This is a genomic window from Cyclobacterium sp. 1_MG-2023 (assembly GCF_030546805.1).
GTDB lineage: Bacteria > Bacteroidota > Bacteroidia > Cytophagales > Cyclobacteriaceae > Cyclobacterium.
Genome location: NZ_JAUOPC010000001.1, coordinates 413,720 through 433,428, shown reverse-complemented (window position 1 = coordinate 433,428; position 19,709 = coordinate 413,720). Strand labels below are relative to the sequence as shown.

General features: G+C 36.0%; 19 protein-coding genes and 1 riboswitch. Of the genes, 3 read left to right on the top strand and 16 right to left on the bottom strand.

The annotated features are described in order from the left end of the window. Positions 1-106: 106 nt before the first annotated feature. Entirely contained in the window at positions 107-1,282 is a 1,176-nt protein-coding gene (locus Q4534_RS01615) for a hypothetical protein (protein ID WP_303611419.1), read from the bottom strand. Positions 1,283-1,614: 332 nt separating this feature from the next. After that, a riboswitch (SAM riboswitch) is annotated at positions 1,615-1,718 on the top strand. 241 nt (positions 1,719-1,959) lie between these two features. On the opposite strand from Q4534_RS01615, the gene Q4534_RS01610 reads away from it, so the two are divergent. Next, positions 1,960-2,484: an OsmC family protein gene (locus tag Q4534_RS01610; RefSeq protein ID WP_303611418.1), complete on the top strand. Its 525-nt coding sequence runs from the start codon at positions 1,960-1,962 to the stop codon at positions 2,482-2,484. Positions 2,485-3,454: 970 nt separating this feature from the next. Here Q4534_RS01610 and Q4534_RS01605 read toward each other — a convergent pair. The 7 genes from Q4534_RS01605 to rhuM (Q4534_RS01575) form a co-directional block, all read right to left on the bottom strand. Next, positions 3,455-4,570: an ATP-binding protein gene (locus Q4534_RS01605; protein WP_303611417.1), complete on the bottom strand. Its 1,116-nt coding sequence runs from the start codon at positions 4,568-4,570 to the stop codon at positions 3,455-3,457. Between the two features lie 2 nt (positions 4,571-4,572). After that, positions 4,573-5,373 (bottom strand): alpha/beta fold hydrolase, encoded by an 801-nt coding sequence (locus Q4534_RS01600; protein ID WP_303611416.1) that lies wholly within the window; start codon positions 5,371-5,373, stop codon positions 4,573-4,575. A gap of 720 nt (positions 5,374-6,093) precedes the next feature. Further along, positions 6,094-7,059, bottom strand: coding sequence for a TIGR03571 family LLM class oxidoreductase (locus Q4534_RS01595; RefSeq protein WP_303611415.1), 966 nt, complete (start codon positions 7,057-7,059; stop codon positions 6,094-6,096). 100 nt (positions 7,060-7,159) lie between these two features. Further along, entirely contained in the window at positions 7,160-8,368 is a 1,209-nt protein-coding gene (locus Q4534_RS01590) for an MFS transporter (protein WP_303611414.1), read from the bottom strand. A 118-nt stretch (positions 8,369-8,486) separates the two neighbouring features. Beyond that, the gene (locus tag Q4534_RS01585; RefSeq protein WP_303611413.1) at positions 8,487-9,059 is read right to left on the bottom strand and encodes a Crp/Fnr family transcriptional regulator; all 573 of its coding nucleotides are present in this window, start codon (positions 9,057-9,059) and stop codon (positions 8,487-8,489) included. A 440-nt stretch (positions 9,060-9,499) separates the two neighbouring features. Continuing rightward, positions 9,500-9,901 (bottom strand): hypothetical protein, encoded by a 402-nt coding sequence (locus Q4534_RS01580; RefSeq protein ID WP_303611412.1) that lies wholly within the window; start codon positions 9,899-9,901, stop codon positions 9,500-9,502. Positions 9,902-10,009: 108 nt separating this feature from the next. After that, positions 10,010-10,621, bottom strand: coding sequence for a RhuM family protein (rhuM, locus tag Q4534_RS01575; RefSeq protein ID WP_303611411.1), 612 nt, complete (start codon positions 10,619-10,621; stop codon positions 10,010-10,012). 835 nt (positions 10,622-11,456) lie between these two features. On the opposite strand from rhuM (Q4534_RS01575), the gene Q4534_RS01570 reads away from it, so the two are divergent. Further along, on the top strand, positions 11,457-11,615 hold the full coding sequence (locus Q4534_RS01570; protein WP_303611410.1) for a hypothetical protein: 159 nt from the start codon (positions 11,457-11,459) through the stop codon (positions 11,613-11,615). 47 nt (positions 11,616-11,662) lie between these two features. On the opposite strand, the gene Q4534_RS01565 is transcribed toward Q4534_RS01570, so the two are convergent. Both Q4534_RS01565 and Q4534_RS01560 read right to left on the bottom strand, forming a co-directional pair. Then, positions 11,663-12,277 (bottom strand): hypothetical protein, encoded by a 615-nt coding sequence (locus Q4534_RS01565; RefSeq protein WP_303611409.1) that lies wholly within the window; start codon positions 12,275-12,277, stop codon positions 11,663-11,665. Beyond that, a complete protein-coding gene (locus Q4534_RS01560; protein WP_303611408.1) occupies positions 12,274-12,618 on the bottom strand; it encodes a PadR family transcriptional regulator in 345 nt (114 codons plus the stop codon). Before Q4534_RS01560 ends, Q4534_RS01565 begins: the two co-directional genes overlap by 4 nt. A 1,005-nt stretch (positions 12,619-13,623) precedes the next feature. Between Q4534_RS01560 and Q4534_RS01555 the strand changes: the two genes are divergently transcribed. Then, the gene (locus Q4534_RS01555; RefSeq protein ID WP_368509145.1) at positions 13,624-13,863 is read left to right on the top strand and encodes a Fic/DOC family N-terminal domain-containing protein; all 240 of its coding nucleotides are present in this window, start codon (positions 13,624-13,626) and stop codon (positions 13,861-13,863) included. Between the two features lie 87 nt (positions 13,864-13,950). On the opposite strand, the gene Q4534_RS01550 is transcribed toward Q4534_RS01555, so the two are convergent. The 6 genes from Q4534_RS01550 to Q4534_RS01525 form a co-directional block, all read right to left on the bottom strand. After that, complete coding sequence (locus Q4534_RS01550; protein WP_303611407.1) at positions 13,951-14,754, bottom strand: site-specific integrase; 804 nt, start codon at positions 14,752-14,754, stop codon at positions 13,951-13,953. 347 nt (positions 14,755-15,101) lie between these two features. Beyond that, positions 15,102-15,896: a hypothetical protein gene (locus Q4534_RS01545; RefSeq protein WP_303611406.1), complete on the bottom strand. Its 795-nt coding sequence runs from the start codon at positions 15,894-15,896 to the stop codon at positions 15,102-15,104. Positions 15,897-16,058: 162 nt separating this feature from the next. Then, positions 16,059-16,223: a hypothetical protein gene (locus tag Q4534_RS01540; protein WP_303611405.1), complete on the bottom strand. Its 165-nt coding sequence runs from the start codon at positions 16,221-16,223 to the stop codon at positions 16,059-16,061. A gap of 42 nt (positions 16,224-16,265) precedes the next feature. Beyond that, entirely contained in the window at positions 16,266-17,246 is a 981-nt protein-coding gene (rhuM, locus tag Q4534_RS01535; RefSeq protein ID WP_303611404.1) for a RhuM family protein, read from the bottom strand. A gap of 500 nt (positions 17,247-17,746) precedes the next feature. Then, the gene (mnmE, locus tag Q4534_RS01530) at positions 17,747-19,129 is read right to left on the bottom strand and encodes a tRNA uridine-5-carboxymethylaminomethyl(34) synthesis GTPase MnmE (protein WP_303611403.1); all 1,383 of its coding nucleotides are present in this window, start codon (positions 19,127-19,129) and stop codon (positions 17,747-17,749) included. Further along, positions 19,129-19,581, bottom strand: a complete 453-nt coding sequence (locus Q4534_RS01525) for a thioredoxin fold domain-containing protein (RefSeq protein WP_303611402.1) — start codon at positions 19,579-19,581, stop codon at positions 19,129-19,131. Before Q4534_RS01525 ends, mnmE begins: the two co-directional genes overlap by 1 nt. Positions 19,582-19,709 lie beyond the last annotated feature (128 nt).

Below are 19,709 nucleotides of genomic sequence, written 5' to 3'. Positions count from 1 at the left end.
AGACTAGTTTACGGTGTTCATTTTAACAATTATCTTCCATTGCTTCAGTGGTAAAAACAATCTCAAATATCATAGGCCAAGATTTCCTCCATATTATAATATTCCCTCATTCAAACGAAACTCGATAGCGGTAAAAGACATTGTAATCTTTTTCTGTTTCCGATGTTGGCTTGATATAGATGATATCATCAGCGTCCATAAAATGAACTTCACCTGGTATTGGCAGTTCAGCAATGGCAGCCTGATTTCCTTTGGTATCTGTTAAGATGTATTTGGCCAGGTAATACTTTTTTAAAGCTTTCTGGAATTCAGGGTCATTGTATAATTCTCCACCTTTGGTCTTAAAAGTATCCAATATAGACCTAGGGAAGGCAGTATAGAAGTAGATCAAAAAATATTGACCACCAGCACTTAAACGTCGAAAATAAGGATAAAGTAAATAACTGTCTTCATTGATCTCATAGGATTGATCCTCAATGCGTTCGGGATGAGTAAGGGTAATCTCTGACATAGGAGTGAGCCCATTATCATTCAGTTGGAAATAAAACAACTGATTGCCATAAAGTGGGAGTATGGCGACAACCTTATCTGTTTTGGACACTTGAATAAATGGAGTGGTATAACCCACCCATTTTTTCTCTACTTTGGGCTTCCAGTTTTCGGGATAGAGGTTTAGTCGATACAAATCCTCTGAACCTACTTCAAAGATAAATCCCGTTTCTGCTTTGTCATAAAAGTTACCATTTTGTTCTTGAGGAGTCCAAAGATCAGCTTCCATAGCTAGGCGTTCATGGCCCACTATAAGGGTTTTCTCCTCTTTCTCCACAAGCGAAAATTGTCTGCCTGAATTTAACATTTCTGGCATATTCATGCTCCTGGCAATTACTGGGCTTTGGTCTATTTTCTTAAGGTCCTTATCAAAAAAGTTGTATTTCATTTCTGCTGAGACCTCTTTGACCACTAAGCCTTCTTTCCAAAAAGCCACTTGTGTAGGTGACTTTACCTCATTAGGTCCCTCACCTGCCAGCTCAAATTGGGAAAGAACTTTTCCTTTCATGTCTGTAAGAAAAAAGGTCGACATTTCCTTTTCATTCAAGAGTAAGCGTTCCGAATTTGGATCTTTGTCTGTGAGATAGAGTTCCAGCAAGGACTCCACTACCACAGAGTCTAAAAACTCAAATTTGACCTCAATATTTGAAGAATCGTTCTCACTACTTTTTTTACCATTGCTGCAGGAGTAAAACACAAGTACTATAAAAATAGGTATAATGGACTTTAGCATAGCTATCAGGATTAAATAGTGAAAAAGGACCTAAACAAATATAAAATAAAAATTTAGTTTTCAAAGTTTTTGGTAATTAATAATGCTTTTTTTTATTGGATTATAAATCGCCTATTATTAAATAAATCCCAATTATATTATGATACGTTCATTTTTAAAGGGGTTGATTTGGGTTTTAGGAGAAATGCTATTCTTATTCTTGGAACCTGGCTTTTCTTTTTCCAAAAGTTCTTTTATTAAAAGAAACCAAGATAATTTTGTTTTCAGAAATCTATGCCTAAGTTTGTGCCACAATCATGTCAAAGGCATATAAGAAGTAAAATATATGTCTTGATTTATAAAGAAGTAGCGAGAGACTGGCTCTATGACCTACTGGCAACCTTCATCAAATGAAAAGGTGCCAATTCCAGACTCTTAAATAAGAGGACTATAAAACAGACGTAATGAAGACAATTCAAAGCCCCATCATTTACACCTTTTCAAAGGAACTTTTTCGCCACAAGACGATTCATTTGTGTTGCTGTTTGCAGCATAATAGGGATAAGTCTATGCGTGGCCGCATGTAAATTTCATTTTCCAATTTCCGATACTAAGACGATTCAGTCAATTGAGTGATTGCTTCAGCATCACCCTATATAACCCTATTTATTATTTATAAACTTTTAATTTAAATAACCATGTCAGAATTAGTACAGCGAACATTTCAAGGAATTATTGAAGCTACCAACAAAGATGCGAGCCTAACAAAAGGAGTTTTTAGAGTTACTTCCGAAATGGATGAGCATGTCCGAGTTAAAAATACGGCGAGAGATTTTGAGTTTATCGCAGATGAACCAGAAGCTTTGGCAGGAACAAATTTAGGTCCTAATCCTGTAGAGTATTTACTGGCCTCTCTAGGCTCTTGCCAGGTGATTACCTATCAAGTTGTCGCTTCCTTAAAAGGAATTCAGTTAAACAATGTCAAGGTAGAAACCAAAGGGAATATAGACTGGAGGGGATTCCTTGGAATAGACGAAAATGTCCGTCCTGGATACCATAAAATAGAAGTGGAAACGATTATCGATTCTGACGAAAGCCCTGAAAGGATACAGGAGCTTATTAAAGAGGTAGAGGCGCGTTGCCCTGTATTGGACAACCTGGTAAATACTGTAAAAGTAGAAAGCAAAATCTCTATTGTCAATGAGAAAAACCCTGTTGTCTAAATTCAGCAGCCAATAACCAAGCAATTGTATCCGGCGATGGGAGAAAACAGCAAGGTTTTTCAATTCATTTTGAAAAGCGCTGCAGCCCTGACCCGGATATGATTTTTTAATTTAGGGATTAGGAGAAGGTAAGAGGTTGGATAGAGTGGTTCTTTTAGTTCATCCAATAAACGTCTAATTTTCTTTGTCACAATAACATTTCCTCGATTCTATTTAATATGACCTTATACTTTTTCTGACATAACCCGAGATAGGCAATAACCTTCTATTACATGGTGAAACCATTTCCCCTGAAGGGAAATTAGGACAGGCTACTACGAAACCTATCGTTTAAATTCATCTAACGCTTTCTAGAAACAATGATATAATCAATAGCCATGGGTTTTAATCCATGGAATTGAGAAAGATATATAAAACGATTTTGGCGGTATTGTTGCTTTTTTTCTGCAACAATGCTGACAAAATCTCTTAATTTAGCAACATAACGTTAATTTTTGCAGATGTCTTAGAATCTGGGTTTAAGGAGATATTTGTCTAGAAATGATCCTGATCTGATCCTCTACCTTATAATAAATGGTATGCGAGGAGTGAACACCATATCTGTGTACTTTCAAAGTATTCGAAATCAAGGGAAGCATCTTTTGATTTTTACACAGGTCTAAAACTTAAAATCAATCACCGCAAAACCTAATTCATCTTCCACATTGATATAAGACTATAGCTTGCCGTCTTTCCAAAAATAGCTTCCCGAAACTTGCTTTAAGCCTTCAATTTTGGTTTCGCCCAAAACATTGAAGGCTTAGTCATAGGGGAAAATAAAAACCTCCTAAGTAGATGGATCTCTTTTTTCCTGGCCCAAAAAATAATGCTTTGTATTGATGATCCAGTCTAGCTGTAATTCCTCTCAGGTATTGTTTTTCAAATTGTTCAGCGGAGAAAGTTATATAATAAATTAAAAAATGATCATTGCTTACCTTTTAATTGGAAGGGTAAAATAAAAAGTGCTCCCTTTTCCCGGTGCTGAGGTGACACCAATGGTGCCGCCATGTACTTCTACAATTCTTTTACAAGAGGAAAGGCCTATGCCTGTACCAGAAATGGTCTTAGATGTATTCAGCCGCTCCATAAAACCGAAAATTTTATTTTCTTCTTTTTGCTCAAAGCCCATACCATTGTCTTTAATTCTGAAGGTGTAATAAGTATCCTTTTTTTCCCAAGAAACGGTTACAATTGGGTCTGCTTGAGATCGGTATTTTATCGCATTGGAAAATAAATTCTGGAATAGTCGTACCAACTGGATTTTAATTCCTGCTACCTCAGGAAGTTCCGGAATGTTGAATATTGCCTGATTATTGCGTACCGCTTCATCCAAAGTTCCAAGAGCTTCCAAGCAAATTTCATTCAGATGAACCGGTTCAAATTTGCTTGAATTATCCTCTATGCTTGAATATTCCAGCAAATCATTGATCATCATTTTCATGCGGTTGGTATTCACCGTAATTAAAGAAAATAACTCATCCCTATCCCCATTCGGCTCTACTAAATTTTCGTCTTTAATTAAGGCAACAATACTTTCAATTGTATTCAAAGGAGCTTTTAGGTCGTGAGAAGCAATATAAGCAAACCTTTCCAAGTCTATATTGATTCGTTTCAGTCGGTTAGCATTTTCTTCCGCTTCTTTTCTGGCTTTGATTAATTCCTTTTCAAAATTTTTCCGCTGAGTAATGTCAAGTACAGAAATTCTGTAAACGAAGGCATCGGTAGGTTTTCTCTGGATCTTTTTAAAATTGATTAATGCAGGAAAGCGCACGGTTCCTTTTCCTTTTAATTCAAGGTTGATTTCGGAAACCTCTTCCTGCATTTGCAATAATGGCAATACACGCGATTCAAAGAATATTTTTCCACCTACACCTAATAAATCCTGAAAAAACATGGTTTTTAAGGCCTCATCCCGCTTGAAATTCAACCAGTTTAGTAAGGTGTTATTAATATTGATAATTTCACCGGTTACCAAAATGGTTAAATAGCCGAAAGGTGCGTTTTGATAAAGGTCTTCCGTATGCTCTGTATAATTACGCTGTTCCAATACTAAGATTTAAGGTATGATTTTATAGCCGCTATTGTTTTTTCAGGTGCTGTAAGGTGAGGGCAATGGCCGGAGGCTTCAAGCAGAATATAATCTCCATTTTGTAAGTTATCATATACAAACTTGCCAACTTTTACGGGTGAAATACTATCTGGGTGGCATTGAATAACTAACGCTGGAATGCTCATTTTGTTTAGGTCTAGGCGATTATCTCCTAAAAAAGTTACCTTAGCAAAATGTTTGGCAATATCAGGATTCATGCTACAAAAACTATTGTGAAGTTCCTTTGAAAATTCAGGCTTATCTGGGTTTCCTACAATTATTGGCGTAATAAAACTCGACCAGCCAAGATAGTTGCTTTCAAGTGTTTCGATAAGTTCATCAATGTCACTTTTCGAGAACCCTCCAACGTAGGCTTCATCATTAATATAACATGGGGAAGGGCCGATCATTACCATGGATTGGAATAAATCAGGACGCTGTGTTGCTGCAAGTAACCCAATAATGCTACTTACAGAATGGCCTACAAAAATCACCTTTTCAAGCTCTAGGTTTTCAATCAATGAAATGACATCTTCGGCATAACCATTTAGAGAATTGTATTTTTGAAAATCATAATGACTTTCATCGGAATTACCGGATCCTACATGATCAAAAAGAACAATGTCATAATCTTCTTCAAAGGCCGGAGTTATAAATCGCCACATATTCTGGTCGCAACCATATCCATGAGCAAATAGTATGGCTTGACTACCATTACCCATTCGCTTTACGTTGTTCCTTCTTATTATGTCTTTTTTCATCTGACAGTTTGTAACAACAATCGGGCTATTTTATCCATTTAGGCCTATTTTGATAAAATAAATCTTTCTAGATTTTTCAAAGAAAACGGACAAATCTAAGGTATTGATTGCCCTAAAAAATTAGTAATTTAGCTACCTTATTGAAAATCACCATCTATACAGCATTAATGGTTATTTAGGTAACTTAAATAAATTCTATTATTATTTACCGTTTCAATGAAAGCATGTTCAAATTGTCCTTGGATTTAGTGCTTAAGGAATTTGTTGCCTTACTTATGTCCGCCTAAAAATGGGCATTTTGCCCCTACAATAAACAACCTGAAACCTACAACTAAATGCTTGAAGGCTGAGATAAATTTGGGTGTGAATAAAGCTAGAAAGATAAGGGACTATCTACCTCATAGAAGTAGCTTTTAATGATTAACTTAACAATTGTCCGGACTTAGGCTGTGGATAATAGGCAAGACTTCAACAAGAAAATGAAATCCATGGAGTAATCGCTTTTACCTAAGTAAAAATGGTTTTTAGAATGTACTTAAACATTATAAAAATTAACATAAATCATTGAAAATAAGCATTATAAATATTTTTATATAAAGTAAATTTGATGTGTTTTTTTCGGTCTCTTCAATATACAATGTGTTATTAATTTGAATACTTAAATTGAAAATATTTACTTGAATACATTAAACTAAAGGAAAATTGTAGGCAAGTTTTTAATCAAATGCCAAAATAAGGCAAAACCTTTTCCTCTATTTTAGCAATTGACTCACTTACCGGAGTTTCTGATTTGCGCAAGTGCAGTGCCATATGATTCACGCCGATTTCTTCGTAGGTTTTAAGCAACTCCGTTAAATGATTCACACCAACCCCACCACCAAACCGATGTGGTCTAAATTCAGCATTGTCATCTTTTAATAGGTTTAAGTGGAATGCCGAAATGTATGGCTTGCAAGCTTGATCGGTATCATACAAAGCTTCGCACCATTTCTTTTGATTTAGATAGGTTTCTTCAGGTGTCCTGGGATAATTAAACCAACCATTCGCATTTTTGGCAATCCACTCCATACTTTGTCCCGAATGCCCTGCTATTACCAAAGGAATTTTGTTTTTTGGTTTAGGGTAGACTGCTACATCTTGTTTTAAAAACGGATAAAATTGGGATAAATCACTTTCCGTTTTCCAAGCTTCTTGCATTATTTTCAGATGTGCTTTAAACAACTTTGGTCGCTCCTGGTAATTGATACCATACATAGGAAACTCCACAGGTCTGTCTCCCAAACCTAAACCCAAAATAAGCCTGCTTTTACTTAAATTTTCTATGGTAGCAGTAGCTTTTGCCAATTTTATAGGCTGTTGTAGTGGTAATACTATGGCAGCCGTACCCAACAAAACGTTTTTGGTAGCTGCAGCTAAATAACCCAAGTACGGTAAGGTATCAAACAATTGTGCACCATCACCAAAATTAGGGTCATAAACAGGAACATCCCTCATCCATAAAGCGGCGAATCCTGCTTGGTCAATTTGTTGTGCTAAGGCTAAATGATTGGAGATATCTGGCACACCAAAAGGTCTGTTGTCTTCCAAACGTTTGCGATTTCCTTCGGTTGACCAATCATTGTCTAAAGGAAACTCTATACCAAGTGTCATTTTACCTGGTTTGTATAGTTTATCAAATGGATTCATAGTGTGTTTGTTAAATTCATCAGGTATCCGCTAAGACACCTGATGAATAATGTGATTAAGCATTCCAGATACTATCTGCAGTGTATGTTCGCTTTATTAATTATATTTTTTCTTTTTTAAATAGGACAAGTGTCAATAAGAACCCTACGATTACTAGAATACCACCTACCCAAGGAGTAGCTTCAATACCTAGGCTTGATTCTACAACTATTCCGCCTACATAAGCACCAATAGCAATACCGACGTTAAAAGCCGCAATGTTTAATGCAGATGCTACGTCTTCGGTTCCGGGCAAGTATTTCTCTGCCATTTTCACCACATATAATTGCAAGGCAGGCACGTTTGAAAAAGCCAGTATTCCCATAAAAAACAAGGTTACTATGGCAAAAATCTGACTAGAAGCCGTGAAGTATAACACAAACAACACTATGGCTTGTAAAGCAAACATTACCAATAAGGCTTTGCCTGGTTTGTTGTTAGAGACTTTACCACCTATGATATTCCCAATCGCGATGGCAATACCATAAATTAAAAGGAATACACTAGTCATGTTTGAAGAGAAACCGGTTACTTCTTCCAACAAAGGTGTCAAATAGGTAAAAGTGACAAAGGTACCGCCGTATCCAAATGCGGTAATGGCTAATACCAATAAAATAGACGGATTTTTAATTACTTTTAATTGGTCTATAAGACGTAATGGAGCCGATTGTTTGATGTTTTTAGGAACCAAAGCCATACTAGCTATTGCACCTACTAATCCTAAAAGGGCTACACCAATAAAAGTTGCTCTCCACCCAAAATTCTGACCGATGTATGTTCCTAAAGGCACACCGGTTACAATAGCCACCGTTAGACCTGCAAACATTATAGAAATAGCTGTTGCTCGCTTATCTTTTGGCACCAAACTAGCTGCAATGGTAGACCCGATAGAAAAGAATACACCGTGTGCAAAACCTGTTACCACTCTTGATAAAAGAAGCAATTCAAAACTTGGTGCAATTGCTGCTAATCCGTTACCAATTATAAATAGTAACATTATACCCATTAGTAATTGTTTTCTAGGAATTTTACCTGTTAAGGCAGTTAAAATGGGTGCACCAATGGCAACACCAATGGCGTACAGACTTACTAATAATCCTGCTGAGGTTAATGAGGTGCCTAGGTCGTTTGCAACTGTAGACAATAAACCTACAATTACAAACTCTGTAGTACCTATGGCAAATGCACTTATAGTCAATGCCCATAATGCCGCTGGTAGACTTTTCTTTTTGGTTACTGATTTCCCTTGATGTATTGTTATAGTTTTCATAGTAAATTGTATTTAATTGTTCGATACAAAATTCTATGAAAACCAAGGGGTGTGCGAGGACATACATCACCAATTTAATGTGATGTAGATCAATTTTAATTAGGGATAGGATTTACGCTTAATTATTAAAGCGACTTAAAGTTTCTCGGGAAACGCCCAAATAAGCAGCGATTAATTTTTTAGGAACCCGTTGAACCAATTGGGGTAGTTTATTTAATAGGTAGGCATACCTGCTTTCGGCAGTCATGGTAAGCAAAGAAAGGATCCTTTGTTGCAAGTTAATATAACCATGGTTTGATTTAATCCTGAAAAAATTGGCCATTGCGGGGACTTTAAAGCAAATCTTTTCCCTATTCTCTAAAGACAAACAGAAAAACGCTGAATCTTCCAGGCAATCCACAAAAATAGTCCCCGGTTCTTGATGCTGAAAAGCGCAATGATCACTTACCCAATAGTTTTCCATAGCAAATTGAAGAATATGCTCTTTGCCTTTATCGTCTATGGAATATGCTTTTACCAAACCTTTTATAATCCAATACTCAAAATCTACCGCCTGTCCTGCTTGAATTAAAAACTGATGCTTTTTATAGCTTTTAAATTCAAAATGAGATTTGACAAAATGCCATTCCTCATCAGTTATCGAGACAATTTCTTCAATATGTTGCCTTAAAAGGGAGTACTTGTCTTGCATTGCGTAAAATTATACAAAAATCTTAAAGGAAGGAGCCTTAAGATTGAAGGTTTTTCATGAATTGTCTTTATGGCTTTTATTACGAGACGAAATAATTTTGCATGAATATTTCATGCAAGAAAAGGTTCCCCGTTGGTTTATGATATCAACCAAAGGTTTAAAAATGTACAGAGATGCTCTCCTACAGATCCTTTCTCGATTCATTGGATTATGTGATTTAATTCTATTGCGTTAAGGAAACGGGGTGATAATGAACTGACATCCTATAGGAGAAAAAAAATAATGCTTATTTTCAGTTTAACCTTTTCTTGCTTACCGTCCAGTTAATTCGAATGATTAAGCACCTCAACAGAAAAATACAACATTTCTGAAATCTTTTTGATCATATCGATGGATTGTATCTTCTATTTGCTTAAGTATCAGGCTTAGGGTAATTTTCCCTAAAATTTATATCGGTTTGCCATAGCAGTAGAAATCTTTGATTTATTTTTGGAAAAATAAGAAATAAAATCCCCCGGTAATGTCAGGTGCTGATATACTTCATCAAAAAAATGTAATGATGCAGAAAGCACCATGGTTTTCATACCATGCAATCGGAAATTTAGTGGTGCTTCCTCCAATTCTATTTGGGTAACCTCCATATCTGCTTTGCGGTTGAGGTACCGAATCCAACTATTTTTGTAGCCTAATTCTTCAAAATTTTTGATACTTTTGATCTTAAACCCCTCAATGAATTCATGAAGACTTTCTTCTTCGGAAATCAAATTGAAGGAAAATTCCAGTTCTTCAACTACAAAATCGTACACCGTATAAACCGATTTATCAATTAAATAAATAGACAACCCATTTTTTGTTTTATATCCGGATTTTTTGGAGAAAAAGGTATTGAGCTAATTCTTCAACTGAAATGTTTGACATAGTCAAAAATGGCAAATTTTAATCGAATTTCATTACCTTATCAAAGTAAAATCCTTCAGCTGTAGGTGGCATTGCTCAGATGCTTTGTTGGCTTTTTCTTCCAGAGTAGGGCAGAAGTCCTCTTCGCCAAAGCCCTTGCCGATCTGTGAAATGGCACTCTCAAAGCTTCCGTCTTTTTCTTTACCAAATATACCTGACTCAAACTCTGATCTCATGGATTTTATTACCTCTTGATAGTCTGATATTTCTGGGTAGGTTGCTTTTCTTTTGCTTAATCCCTTTTTATCAAGGTTTTCATGATCATAATCATCAAGCAACTCTAGTCCCTTTGCAAACTGGTTTAACCAATCCAAGTTCTGATCTTGTGCTTTCTGCTCAATGGCACGGCTTAAAATCCGAATGCCATCTTTAAGGGTTTGCACTTCCTGTTGCTTCTGAGCAAGCCTATTTTCATTGATTGCATAGCCTTGGATAAGATAATCCTTTAACCGATTGGTTGCCCATTGACGGAAAAGAGTTGCCATTGATGAATTTACCCTATAACCAATTGATATAATCATATCAAGATTATAGAGGTTCATCTTACGCTTTTTACCATCTGCTGCAACCTGTTCCAAAATGGAACAGGTTGATTCTAATTCCAATTCTTTTGACTTGTAGATATTATTTATGTGTTTAACTACAGCAGGTCGTTGAACATCAAAAATAGAAGTTATAGCATGCGCATCGAGCTAAACAGTTTTTTTCTTAAATTAACCTCAATTTGGGTCTGTCCGTCAACTTCCCTGGTATATTTCGATTTGGTTTTCCATTGATCGGTTTTCTTTTTCTTATTCAAAAATGACTTTATTTTCTATCCAGATCCAAAAGTTACAAGTTTATAATCCTTTGACTAATTAGGGAAAAGTTAATATTTGAAAGCTTCGGAAAGCCAAAACAGTTGAACTACCCAGAAATATTCGGGAGTTGATAATTTAATGAATTCAGTTCAAATTAATTGTGACGCTATCATTTCCTTTTTGAATCAACTTATTCCACGTTGTAACAGGTTGAATATGAGAAAAAAATAACAGATTGAAGCCCTAAATGATTTTTGCCACAAACTGTGGTAAAATTGGAAATGGCGTATTTTCAGTCCGATCTTCAAAGTAGGTTTAATTTTTCGCCAAGTAGTTCACTTGAGGAATAGAAAGTTGTTCTATAACTCATTTATAATGTGTTATTGAGCTATTGAAGTAATCATACAGATTAAGGTTTTGAACCCTTCCTCTCTATAGATCAAAACCTTAACTATCAGTCATATTGATGGTTAGGGTTTTTTATTTTGAATTAGTAGCGAAATCAGTAGCGATTAAGTTTAAGTTTTTGAATGAACAGTTCAATTTTAGTTTGCAAGTCAGTCTAAGTAGCTACGAGGAAGTGTCCATAATAATTATGGAGGTCTCACAGAAATAGTGAAAGCTTGTCCCGATTTTTATCGTGAGACTGGACCCTTTGTGTAGCCTTATCTTAAAAGTAATGGAATGGCTGGTGAAGATCGACTATTCTATGCTTGATGAAACGCTATATACAGCCTGTCCCGATCTTTATTGGGAAGAACCGCACTTCGATAGTGTGAGAGGTGCACCTTGGGCTTAAGGCTCAAGGACGTCTACACGAATGACAGCTGTACATTTTTATTTAAATTAAATCTGCTCTATTGATTTTCGGTACATTCGAAAAAACAGGAAAGGCAGAAATCCGAATGCAATTATTAATGTTCCTATAACAACTATTAAAGAACCGTATTGCATTCCGCTTGTCCTTAATATGATACCTAAACCAGTTACAATTGCACCACTGAAGCCTAAAATGATTTTAAGATTTTCAGATAAACCTTTACCCAAGGTCATTTTATATCTATTAATGGCTAGCATTGGCAAAAAGAGCAGTAAAAAGCATATCATACCATAAGTTAACATGTCTCCTCCACCTTTCCAGTTTAAATACTTAAATAACCACCCAAGGGTCATGCTCATAGAGGCTAAAAGACCGATGAAATACATAATCTTTTTCATAGTAATTATCTTTTTAGAGTTTAACAAATAAATAGTTTCCTTTTGAATTTCATCAAATCCATTGGGGCATATGTACTTAAAGGCTTTTACATAAGCAGATTCAAATGAACTACCTTTATTTAGTTCGTTTTCTATAAAGCAGCAAAAATGATCAAGCAAGTCATCTTTAAGTTCTGAAATAGAAATTTTACTTTTTTCAATTTCCCCTTTTATGAAAGAAACCTCTTTGTCCTCTAAAATCATAGAAAAGAAGCTTTTTGATGAGGAAATACAACATGCTGAATTGTCTTAAGAAACTCACTAAGCTCATTATATAAAGCGATCTTTTTTTCCTGCCCCTGTTTTGTTATAGAATAATATTTTCGAATCCGTTTCCCTACATTCACTGTCTCAACTTCCACAAGACCATCACTCAAAAGCTTGTGCAAGGCAGGATACAGGGAACCCTCTTTAATTAATATTTTATTATCTGATAGTTCCTTTACTTTTTGAGTTAGCTCATAGCCATACATTTTCCCATTTTCATCAAGTAATTTAAGTAGGATGGTTGTAAGAGTTCCTTTTATTAGTTCTGTTGAGTTCATAAAGTAAATATACATAGAATTATGACACATCATAATTCTATGTATATAAAATTTAAAAATAGTTCTCAGCGGATTGCCGGCTGTCAACACTTGCATATACGCGCCACCCACAACTCTATTGCGTCTATATCGCAATTGTCCACAGGTCTTCGGGGTTCTGCTGCGAACAACTTAATGATTCCGTCGATGCCAACATGCGTACGTTGGTCAATTTGTTGGAATTTGGCATATACCTCTTTAAAGCTGTCTCAAAAACGACCGTTTGTTGAAACAGTTTCAGGTAAGGACACTGCCCTTTAAAGGCCCCGATTTTTAGTCACATAAACTCATCTCATTGATTAAAATCACATAAATCCATTGACACCCCTTTTATGAGACGGTACTAGCCAAAGTATAGATGATCATAAATAGATTTTCACAACTTTGGATTGTCACGCATTCGTAGGGTTGGTAAAGTAAGAACCACCCAAAACCGTTTTTCCTATTTATTTTTGTTTATTACAGATGAGGTATGAAGAGAACTGCCCTGGTTTTCTTCTGGACGTGGATCAGATGCTGAATTTCATTCTTGATTGTTTCTCTCTTGTCTCTTTGGAATCTTCTGACCCAAATTGTTTTGACTCTTGTTCAAGTAATGTGTGTTCTGGATCAATTTGTCCACTTTCACTGTTAGGTAGTGAATTTTGTCATTGTTGTTCCTGTATTTTCTCCGAAGATTGATTTTGTTTGAAGGTTTGCATTACCAATTTCTTCGCTGTCTCTAGTTTGCTTAAAGTTGATTGATTTTTTGATATTTGACCATCGGAGGTGTCATAATATTCCCATAATGAATACTTTTTTCCGTTTCATTTGTGTAATACCCAACGACTTTATTTCTCCCATAAGATCTTGAGTTATTACTAATTTATCTGAGTTTGGAACCTTAGCTGGTGTGATAAGGGATGAAGCTGGTGTGTTTTGTCTGATTTTAAGTAACGAGTCTGAAATTTACCTTTAAAGTATCGTATGATAAAACTGATCCATTCAATGACCTCCCTAATTCTACCTCCAAATAAAGATTTGAAGACCAAGACAATTTTGTTAAAAACTATATTAGCAAGTAGAGCTTTGGCTCAGATAAATGGGTTCATCCGAAATTTGCCCAATCCTACACTGTTTCTTAATACTATTCGTCTTCAGGAGGCTAAGGCAAGTTCGGCAATAGAAAATATCATCACCACCAATGATGACGCCCAACCGAAATAGGTGGTATTGAGATACTGGATAATGGCATAAAGAAGATAACTGCAAGCAAAAGCCATAAAGTAGGAATTAGAAGTTTAGGGTTTGGTTTTACCGGCCAATGAAAACTCGATCCTTGAAAGACTTTCTATTTCCGAGGAGATCCCTTGCCTGTTTCGATATATTGAGATGTTCCACGCCATCTATTTTTTCCTGCCTGAAATTTACTCTAAAGAGATTTTCTCCTTCATCTCTAACTTCCACCCATACCAAAGTATTGATTTCAGACCATCTTAATCCTACAAGACAGGAGAATATAAAAGCTGTCTTCAAAACTTGATATTTGCAATCTGTATTGACTAGGGCTTGAAGTTCTTCAAAGGTTAGGTATTCTCGTTGGCTTTTTGCCTGCTCAAAAGCTTTTACCCTAGCAGCTAAGTTAATGGAAATGTTTCCATCATCAAAAGCACTTCCCAGACTTGCTTTGAACTTATTGGAATAAGAATATTTGGAGTTCTGGGATAGGGGTAGGTTGCTTTTAGTTCGTGCTTCTGCTTCAAAGTATTGCTTTACCTTTTTTACAAAATTTTCGTCAACTTCATCAAAAAGAAAATTTGGGTTAATGCAATTTTTAAGATGCAAATAAGCGGATTGCCAGACTCCATAGTTCTTAACTGAGTTGGATTTTTCTTCCATCTTCTCAGTGAAAAAATCTAAGAATTGCCGTTTGGTCTTCGAAATGTTTTTGATTTCAAATTTTCCCTGAATGTAATTGCTCTGCCGTATCGATAGGATATCCTCAGCAAGTTTTCGGTTTTCTTTATTCTTTTTTCTTTCACCAGCATCTTTCGGATTCTGGTGAAGGTAAATTTTCAAAAACTCGAAAGCTCGGATATGGCTTCGCTTGCCATTCATGTCGGTGGTAGAGCCCTTTTAATACTCGATATAAAAGCTAATCATTCCGTTTGAGAGCTTTTTCTCTTTCAGAGTAGTCTTCATTTCTTTATGTCAGTTGTACAGTAGTTGTAACAAATGTAAACCTAAACTCAATTAAAGGAAAATGAAAAACCTATAAATAACTGATTATTAATTGAAATCAAAGAAAGTCAAGTAAAGAAGTGTGGATTTATTTCCCGATACAGTAAGTGTTAACCTATTGGTTTTCAATATATTTATATAGTTCGGGTTGTACAGGGGTTGTACAAATCAGTTGCAAATATCAATTTGGCCTCCAATTTAGACTGAAATACAGTTTTCTCGCCTTACAACTGCATGTTTATCAAACATTGAGGATTTATAGGTTCTTTCACGATACTGCCTTCAATAAAATCAGCCTCTATGATCTTATTGAGACATTCTTTGTTATCATACATATTTCCAGGAATGTGATTGCATTCAGTAAATTTGGATTTGCAAATAGAGCATTGAGTTAGCTTAGCTATTCCAGTGATGCTAAACCCTTTAAGTCTTCCTTGACTGATGCGACGTTTAACTTTTTTATCTGTAACAATTCCTTCTGTTCCAAGTCCTTTTTCATCTTCATATATGAGACACCATCCCACAATTTTTGGCTTATGTTCCAAAAAAATAGGGATTGGATATTTATGGAAAGGGGAGATTGTATTGAAGCATTTCTCAAATTCTTGTTTGAATTGTAATCGTTCTTCTAGTAATTTCTTCTTAGTGCTGGTAAGTACTTTTTCCCCCAAATAATTATAAATTTTAGTTGATCTGTCAATGTTAATAATGATGTTCTCAGTTTTAACATTTTTACCACTTTCAAGAAGTTTCTCAACCTGACTTGAAATAACATTTACGGCGACGTCGACCGCCTTACCACACAAATACAAAAATAGGACATCCGAAAACAGTTCGGAAAAGCCCTTTTTATACAAAATTTCTAAGGGCTGATTATTATCTGGAAGTATTCTTACATTATGACCCGCAGCACGAAGATTTTTAATTAGGATTAAAGTTTCTCTTGTTATCAGTTTTCTGTTAGGAAATTGACATTCAAATGGATTGAACGATTCAATTTCGATGACTTCATTTATCATACGCTAGTGAAAGTATTATTGACTATTTAACTTACTTATCGTCCTTGAATGGCTAAGAATATAGATTGCATGGCATTTTAGAAATATGTCCAATTCATTTAGGTAATCTCTCTTAATCTCTCCTGTTTTCTCCCCTTGACTTGTGAATTCCTTATAATGGAATTATTGTTTGCTTCTATCGCCTGTGCCTTCGAACTTTACCTCAATTCGAACCAATTCTTTACCTGCATTTCTTTCGCCTTTCCAAAAAAGCTTTTTCTTCTTATTTCTTAAATGTTTGGCCCATTCACCGGAAACAGTTATATGTCCTCTTTTCTTGTGTGCCATAGTGCTGGGTTTTTATAATTCTTTTCTACTTGACTTTCCCGATTAATTACGATTCCTGTTCAGTACACTAATCACCAATTTTTTCACCGTGTCCATTTCGTTTGGCTTGCTGGATGCTATGAAAAGCGTTAAGCTGGCAAGTGCATCATTGCTAATGATCGAAATTCCTTCACTATTATGAAGTAGCTTATTTGACTGCAAAAAGAGAAGAAAGCAAGCTGCAGCAATCCTTTTGTTGCCATCTACAAACCCATGATTTTTAACGATCAGGTAGAGTAGGGTAGCTGCTTTTTCTTCAAGGGTAGGATAGAAGTCCTCTTCACCGAAGCCTTTGCTGATTTGTGCAATTGCACTTTCAAAGCTTCCATCTTTTTCTTTTCCAAATACACCAGATTCAAAATCTGATCTCATGGATTTGATTACCTCTTGATAATCTGATAATTCATGATAGGTCGCTTTTCTTTTGCTTAATCCTTTTTCGTCCAGGTTCTCATGATCATAATCATCGAGCAACTCCAAACCTTTTGCAAAGTGATTCAGCCATTCAAACTCCAAATTTTGATCTTCTTCTTTTTGCTGAATTGCTCTGCTTAAAATTCGAATACCATCTTTTAGGGTTTGTACTTCTTGTTGCTTCTGGGCAAGTCTATTTTCATTGATTGTATAGCCTTGGATAAGGTAGTCCTTTAACCGTTTGGTTGCCCAGATTCTGAATTGAGTACCTTGTTTGGAGTTTACTCTATACCCAACAGATAGGATAAGATCTAGATTGTAAAATTCAACTTCCCTTTCAACTTCTCTTTTCCCCTCCATTTGAACTGTTGCATTTTTTGCAACAGTTGCATCCCTGATCAGTTCACCTTCTTTGTAGATATTTTTTATATGCCGGGAAATAACGGATTTATCTCTTTGAAACAATTCTGAAATTTGTTGCAAAGGTAGCCAAAAGGTGTCGCCTTCAAAACGTACCTCTATTTGAGTCTGGCCATCACTTCCTTGGTAGATTTCGATTTTGTTTTCCATAAAAGTTGTTCGGTAAATTTCACTCAAATTTCTCCAGTTCAACTTGTTTCACACATTAATAAGCATGGCCATATCCAAATATAGCAATTTAGGAACTGTTCTGGGGTAATGTGAATTTACACCTTAAATGGTAAAAAATAGAAAAAATTAATTTATTGTTTAGTTGTTTCTGCCTACTTTCCAAGCCATATAGTTGAATAAGCACATTTTTTTATGCTTAAATATCAGGCATATGGTTATTTCCCCTAAAATTTATTCTGATTGGAGACAGTTGTAGAAATTTTTGATTTATTCTTGAAAAAAATAAATAATGAAATCTTTCGGTAATGCCAGATGTTCATATATCATCATTAAAATGCAAGGTAGAGGAGAAAATCATGGTTTTCATTTTGTGTATCTGAAAACGTAATGGGGCTTTTTCGAATTCCATCTGGGAAACCTCCATGTAAGCATTCCAGTTGAGGTACCTCATTCAAATATTAAGTATAAAAGGAGTAAGCTTACTTCCCAATACAAAACTTGCTAAAAATATTCGCAAGTAAATCGTCTGTGGTGATCTCTCCGGTGATCTCACCAAGGAAATGTAAAGAACGACGGATGTCCATGGCCAAGAAATCATTGGTTACTTCTTCGTCAAGGCCTGTCAAAACATCCAGCAAGGATTGGCGGGTTCTTGTCAGTGAATCGTAGTGGCGAATATTGGTGACAATGGTGTTTCCCGTCCTGAACTTGTCCAGATTTACCAGCTCCAGTATCCGACTCGTTAAGCTTTCCAAGTTTTCTTTCTTTCCTGCAGAAATGAAAATAGTGTCCGTGTAAGCCTTCTTTAATTCGTTGACAAATAATGGATTGGCCTTGTCTACTTTATTGGCTACTTTAAGGAAAGGAATCCCTAAATTTTCTAATTTGTTGATGTCTTTGCTGATTTCCACCATGTCCGTATCTCCCAAATCAAATAGATAGAGGATCAGTGATGCAGCCTTCATTTTCTCATGCGTTCGACTAACGCCCATGGCTTCAAGCACATCAGAGGTTTCTCTAATTCCGGCCGTATCGGTAAATCTAAAAATCACGCCGCCGATATTGATTTCGTCTTCAATAAAATCACGGGTGGTTCCTGCAATATCCGAAACAATGGCTTTTTCTTCCTTGAGTAAGGCATTGAGTAGGGTGGACTTACCGGCATTTGGTTTTCCGGCAATCACAGTTGGCACCCCGTTTTTTATCACATTGCCCAAGTCAAAGCTGCTGATCAACTGCTCCACCACACGGAGTAACTTTTCTACTAAAACTCGTAGATCATCACGGCTGGCAAATTCCACATCTTCCTCTGTAAAGTCCAGTTCCAGCTCAATCATGGAAGCAAAATGGATCAACTGATTGCGAAGTTCGGCGATTTCTCCAGAAAATCCACCACGCATTTGGTTCATGGCTGCTTGGTGAGATGCTTCGGAATCGCTATGGATAAGGTCGGCCACAGCTTCTGCCTGTGCCAGGTCAAACTGCCCATTTAAAAAAGCCCTTTGGGTAAATTCACCGGGTAGGGCAGGGCGGGCCCCCTTCCGGACAAGTAATTTTATTACTTGGTTTATGATATAAGAAGATCCATGAGTAGAGATTTCTACTACATTTTCTTTTGTAAACGACTTAGGCGCAACAAATAAGGAAACCAGCACCTCATCAATGACTCGCTTTTCATCTCGAATCGTTCCAAAGTGAATGGTGTGACTTTCTTGTTGCTCCAAATCTTTTCCATAAAAGACTTGGTTGGCCAAGGAAATGGCATGCTTTCCGGAAAGCCGTATAACTGCTATTGCACCTACTCCCTGAGGCGTGGCTAAAGCGACAATAGTATCTTCTTTTTGACTAAAATGTAAAGCCATTAATATTCGAAATTTTCGAGTAAGGTTTTCAAAGAGCTAACAAAATTATCCGGTTCCCTATAGCCGGGAAGTTGGGTAATGTTTTCCATAGAGGCATCCATGATGACAAAATTGGGATAAGACATTACCCTCATGTTACGAGCCATTTTTTGTTCCGAATATTCTTTACCTCTAAATTCAAACTTCTTCTTTTTGTTTTCAGCATTTAACTTAACCGCATAAAAGTTTTCATTGACATATTCAATGACCTTGGGATCGGTAAAAGTTTTTCTATCCATTTTTTTACACCAACCACACCAGTCGGTATAAACATCTATAAGGATCATTTTAGGGGTGGCTGCCGTTTTTTCTATCACTTCCTCAAAACTATGCCAGTTGATCGACTCTTTTTGAGCGAAAGAGATTTGATGAATAAAAACCAGCATCACAATAAGTCCAACTACTTTTTTCATGGTTTTTGAATTGTTTTATATTACCCTTTCAAATTCGGTTTTCAGATTATTTTGTTCATAGCCTTTGCAATTCCAATTAGTCAAAGGTATTGTAATTAAACGTGCAATCTTTATGCTAAGGTTTTATG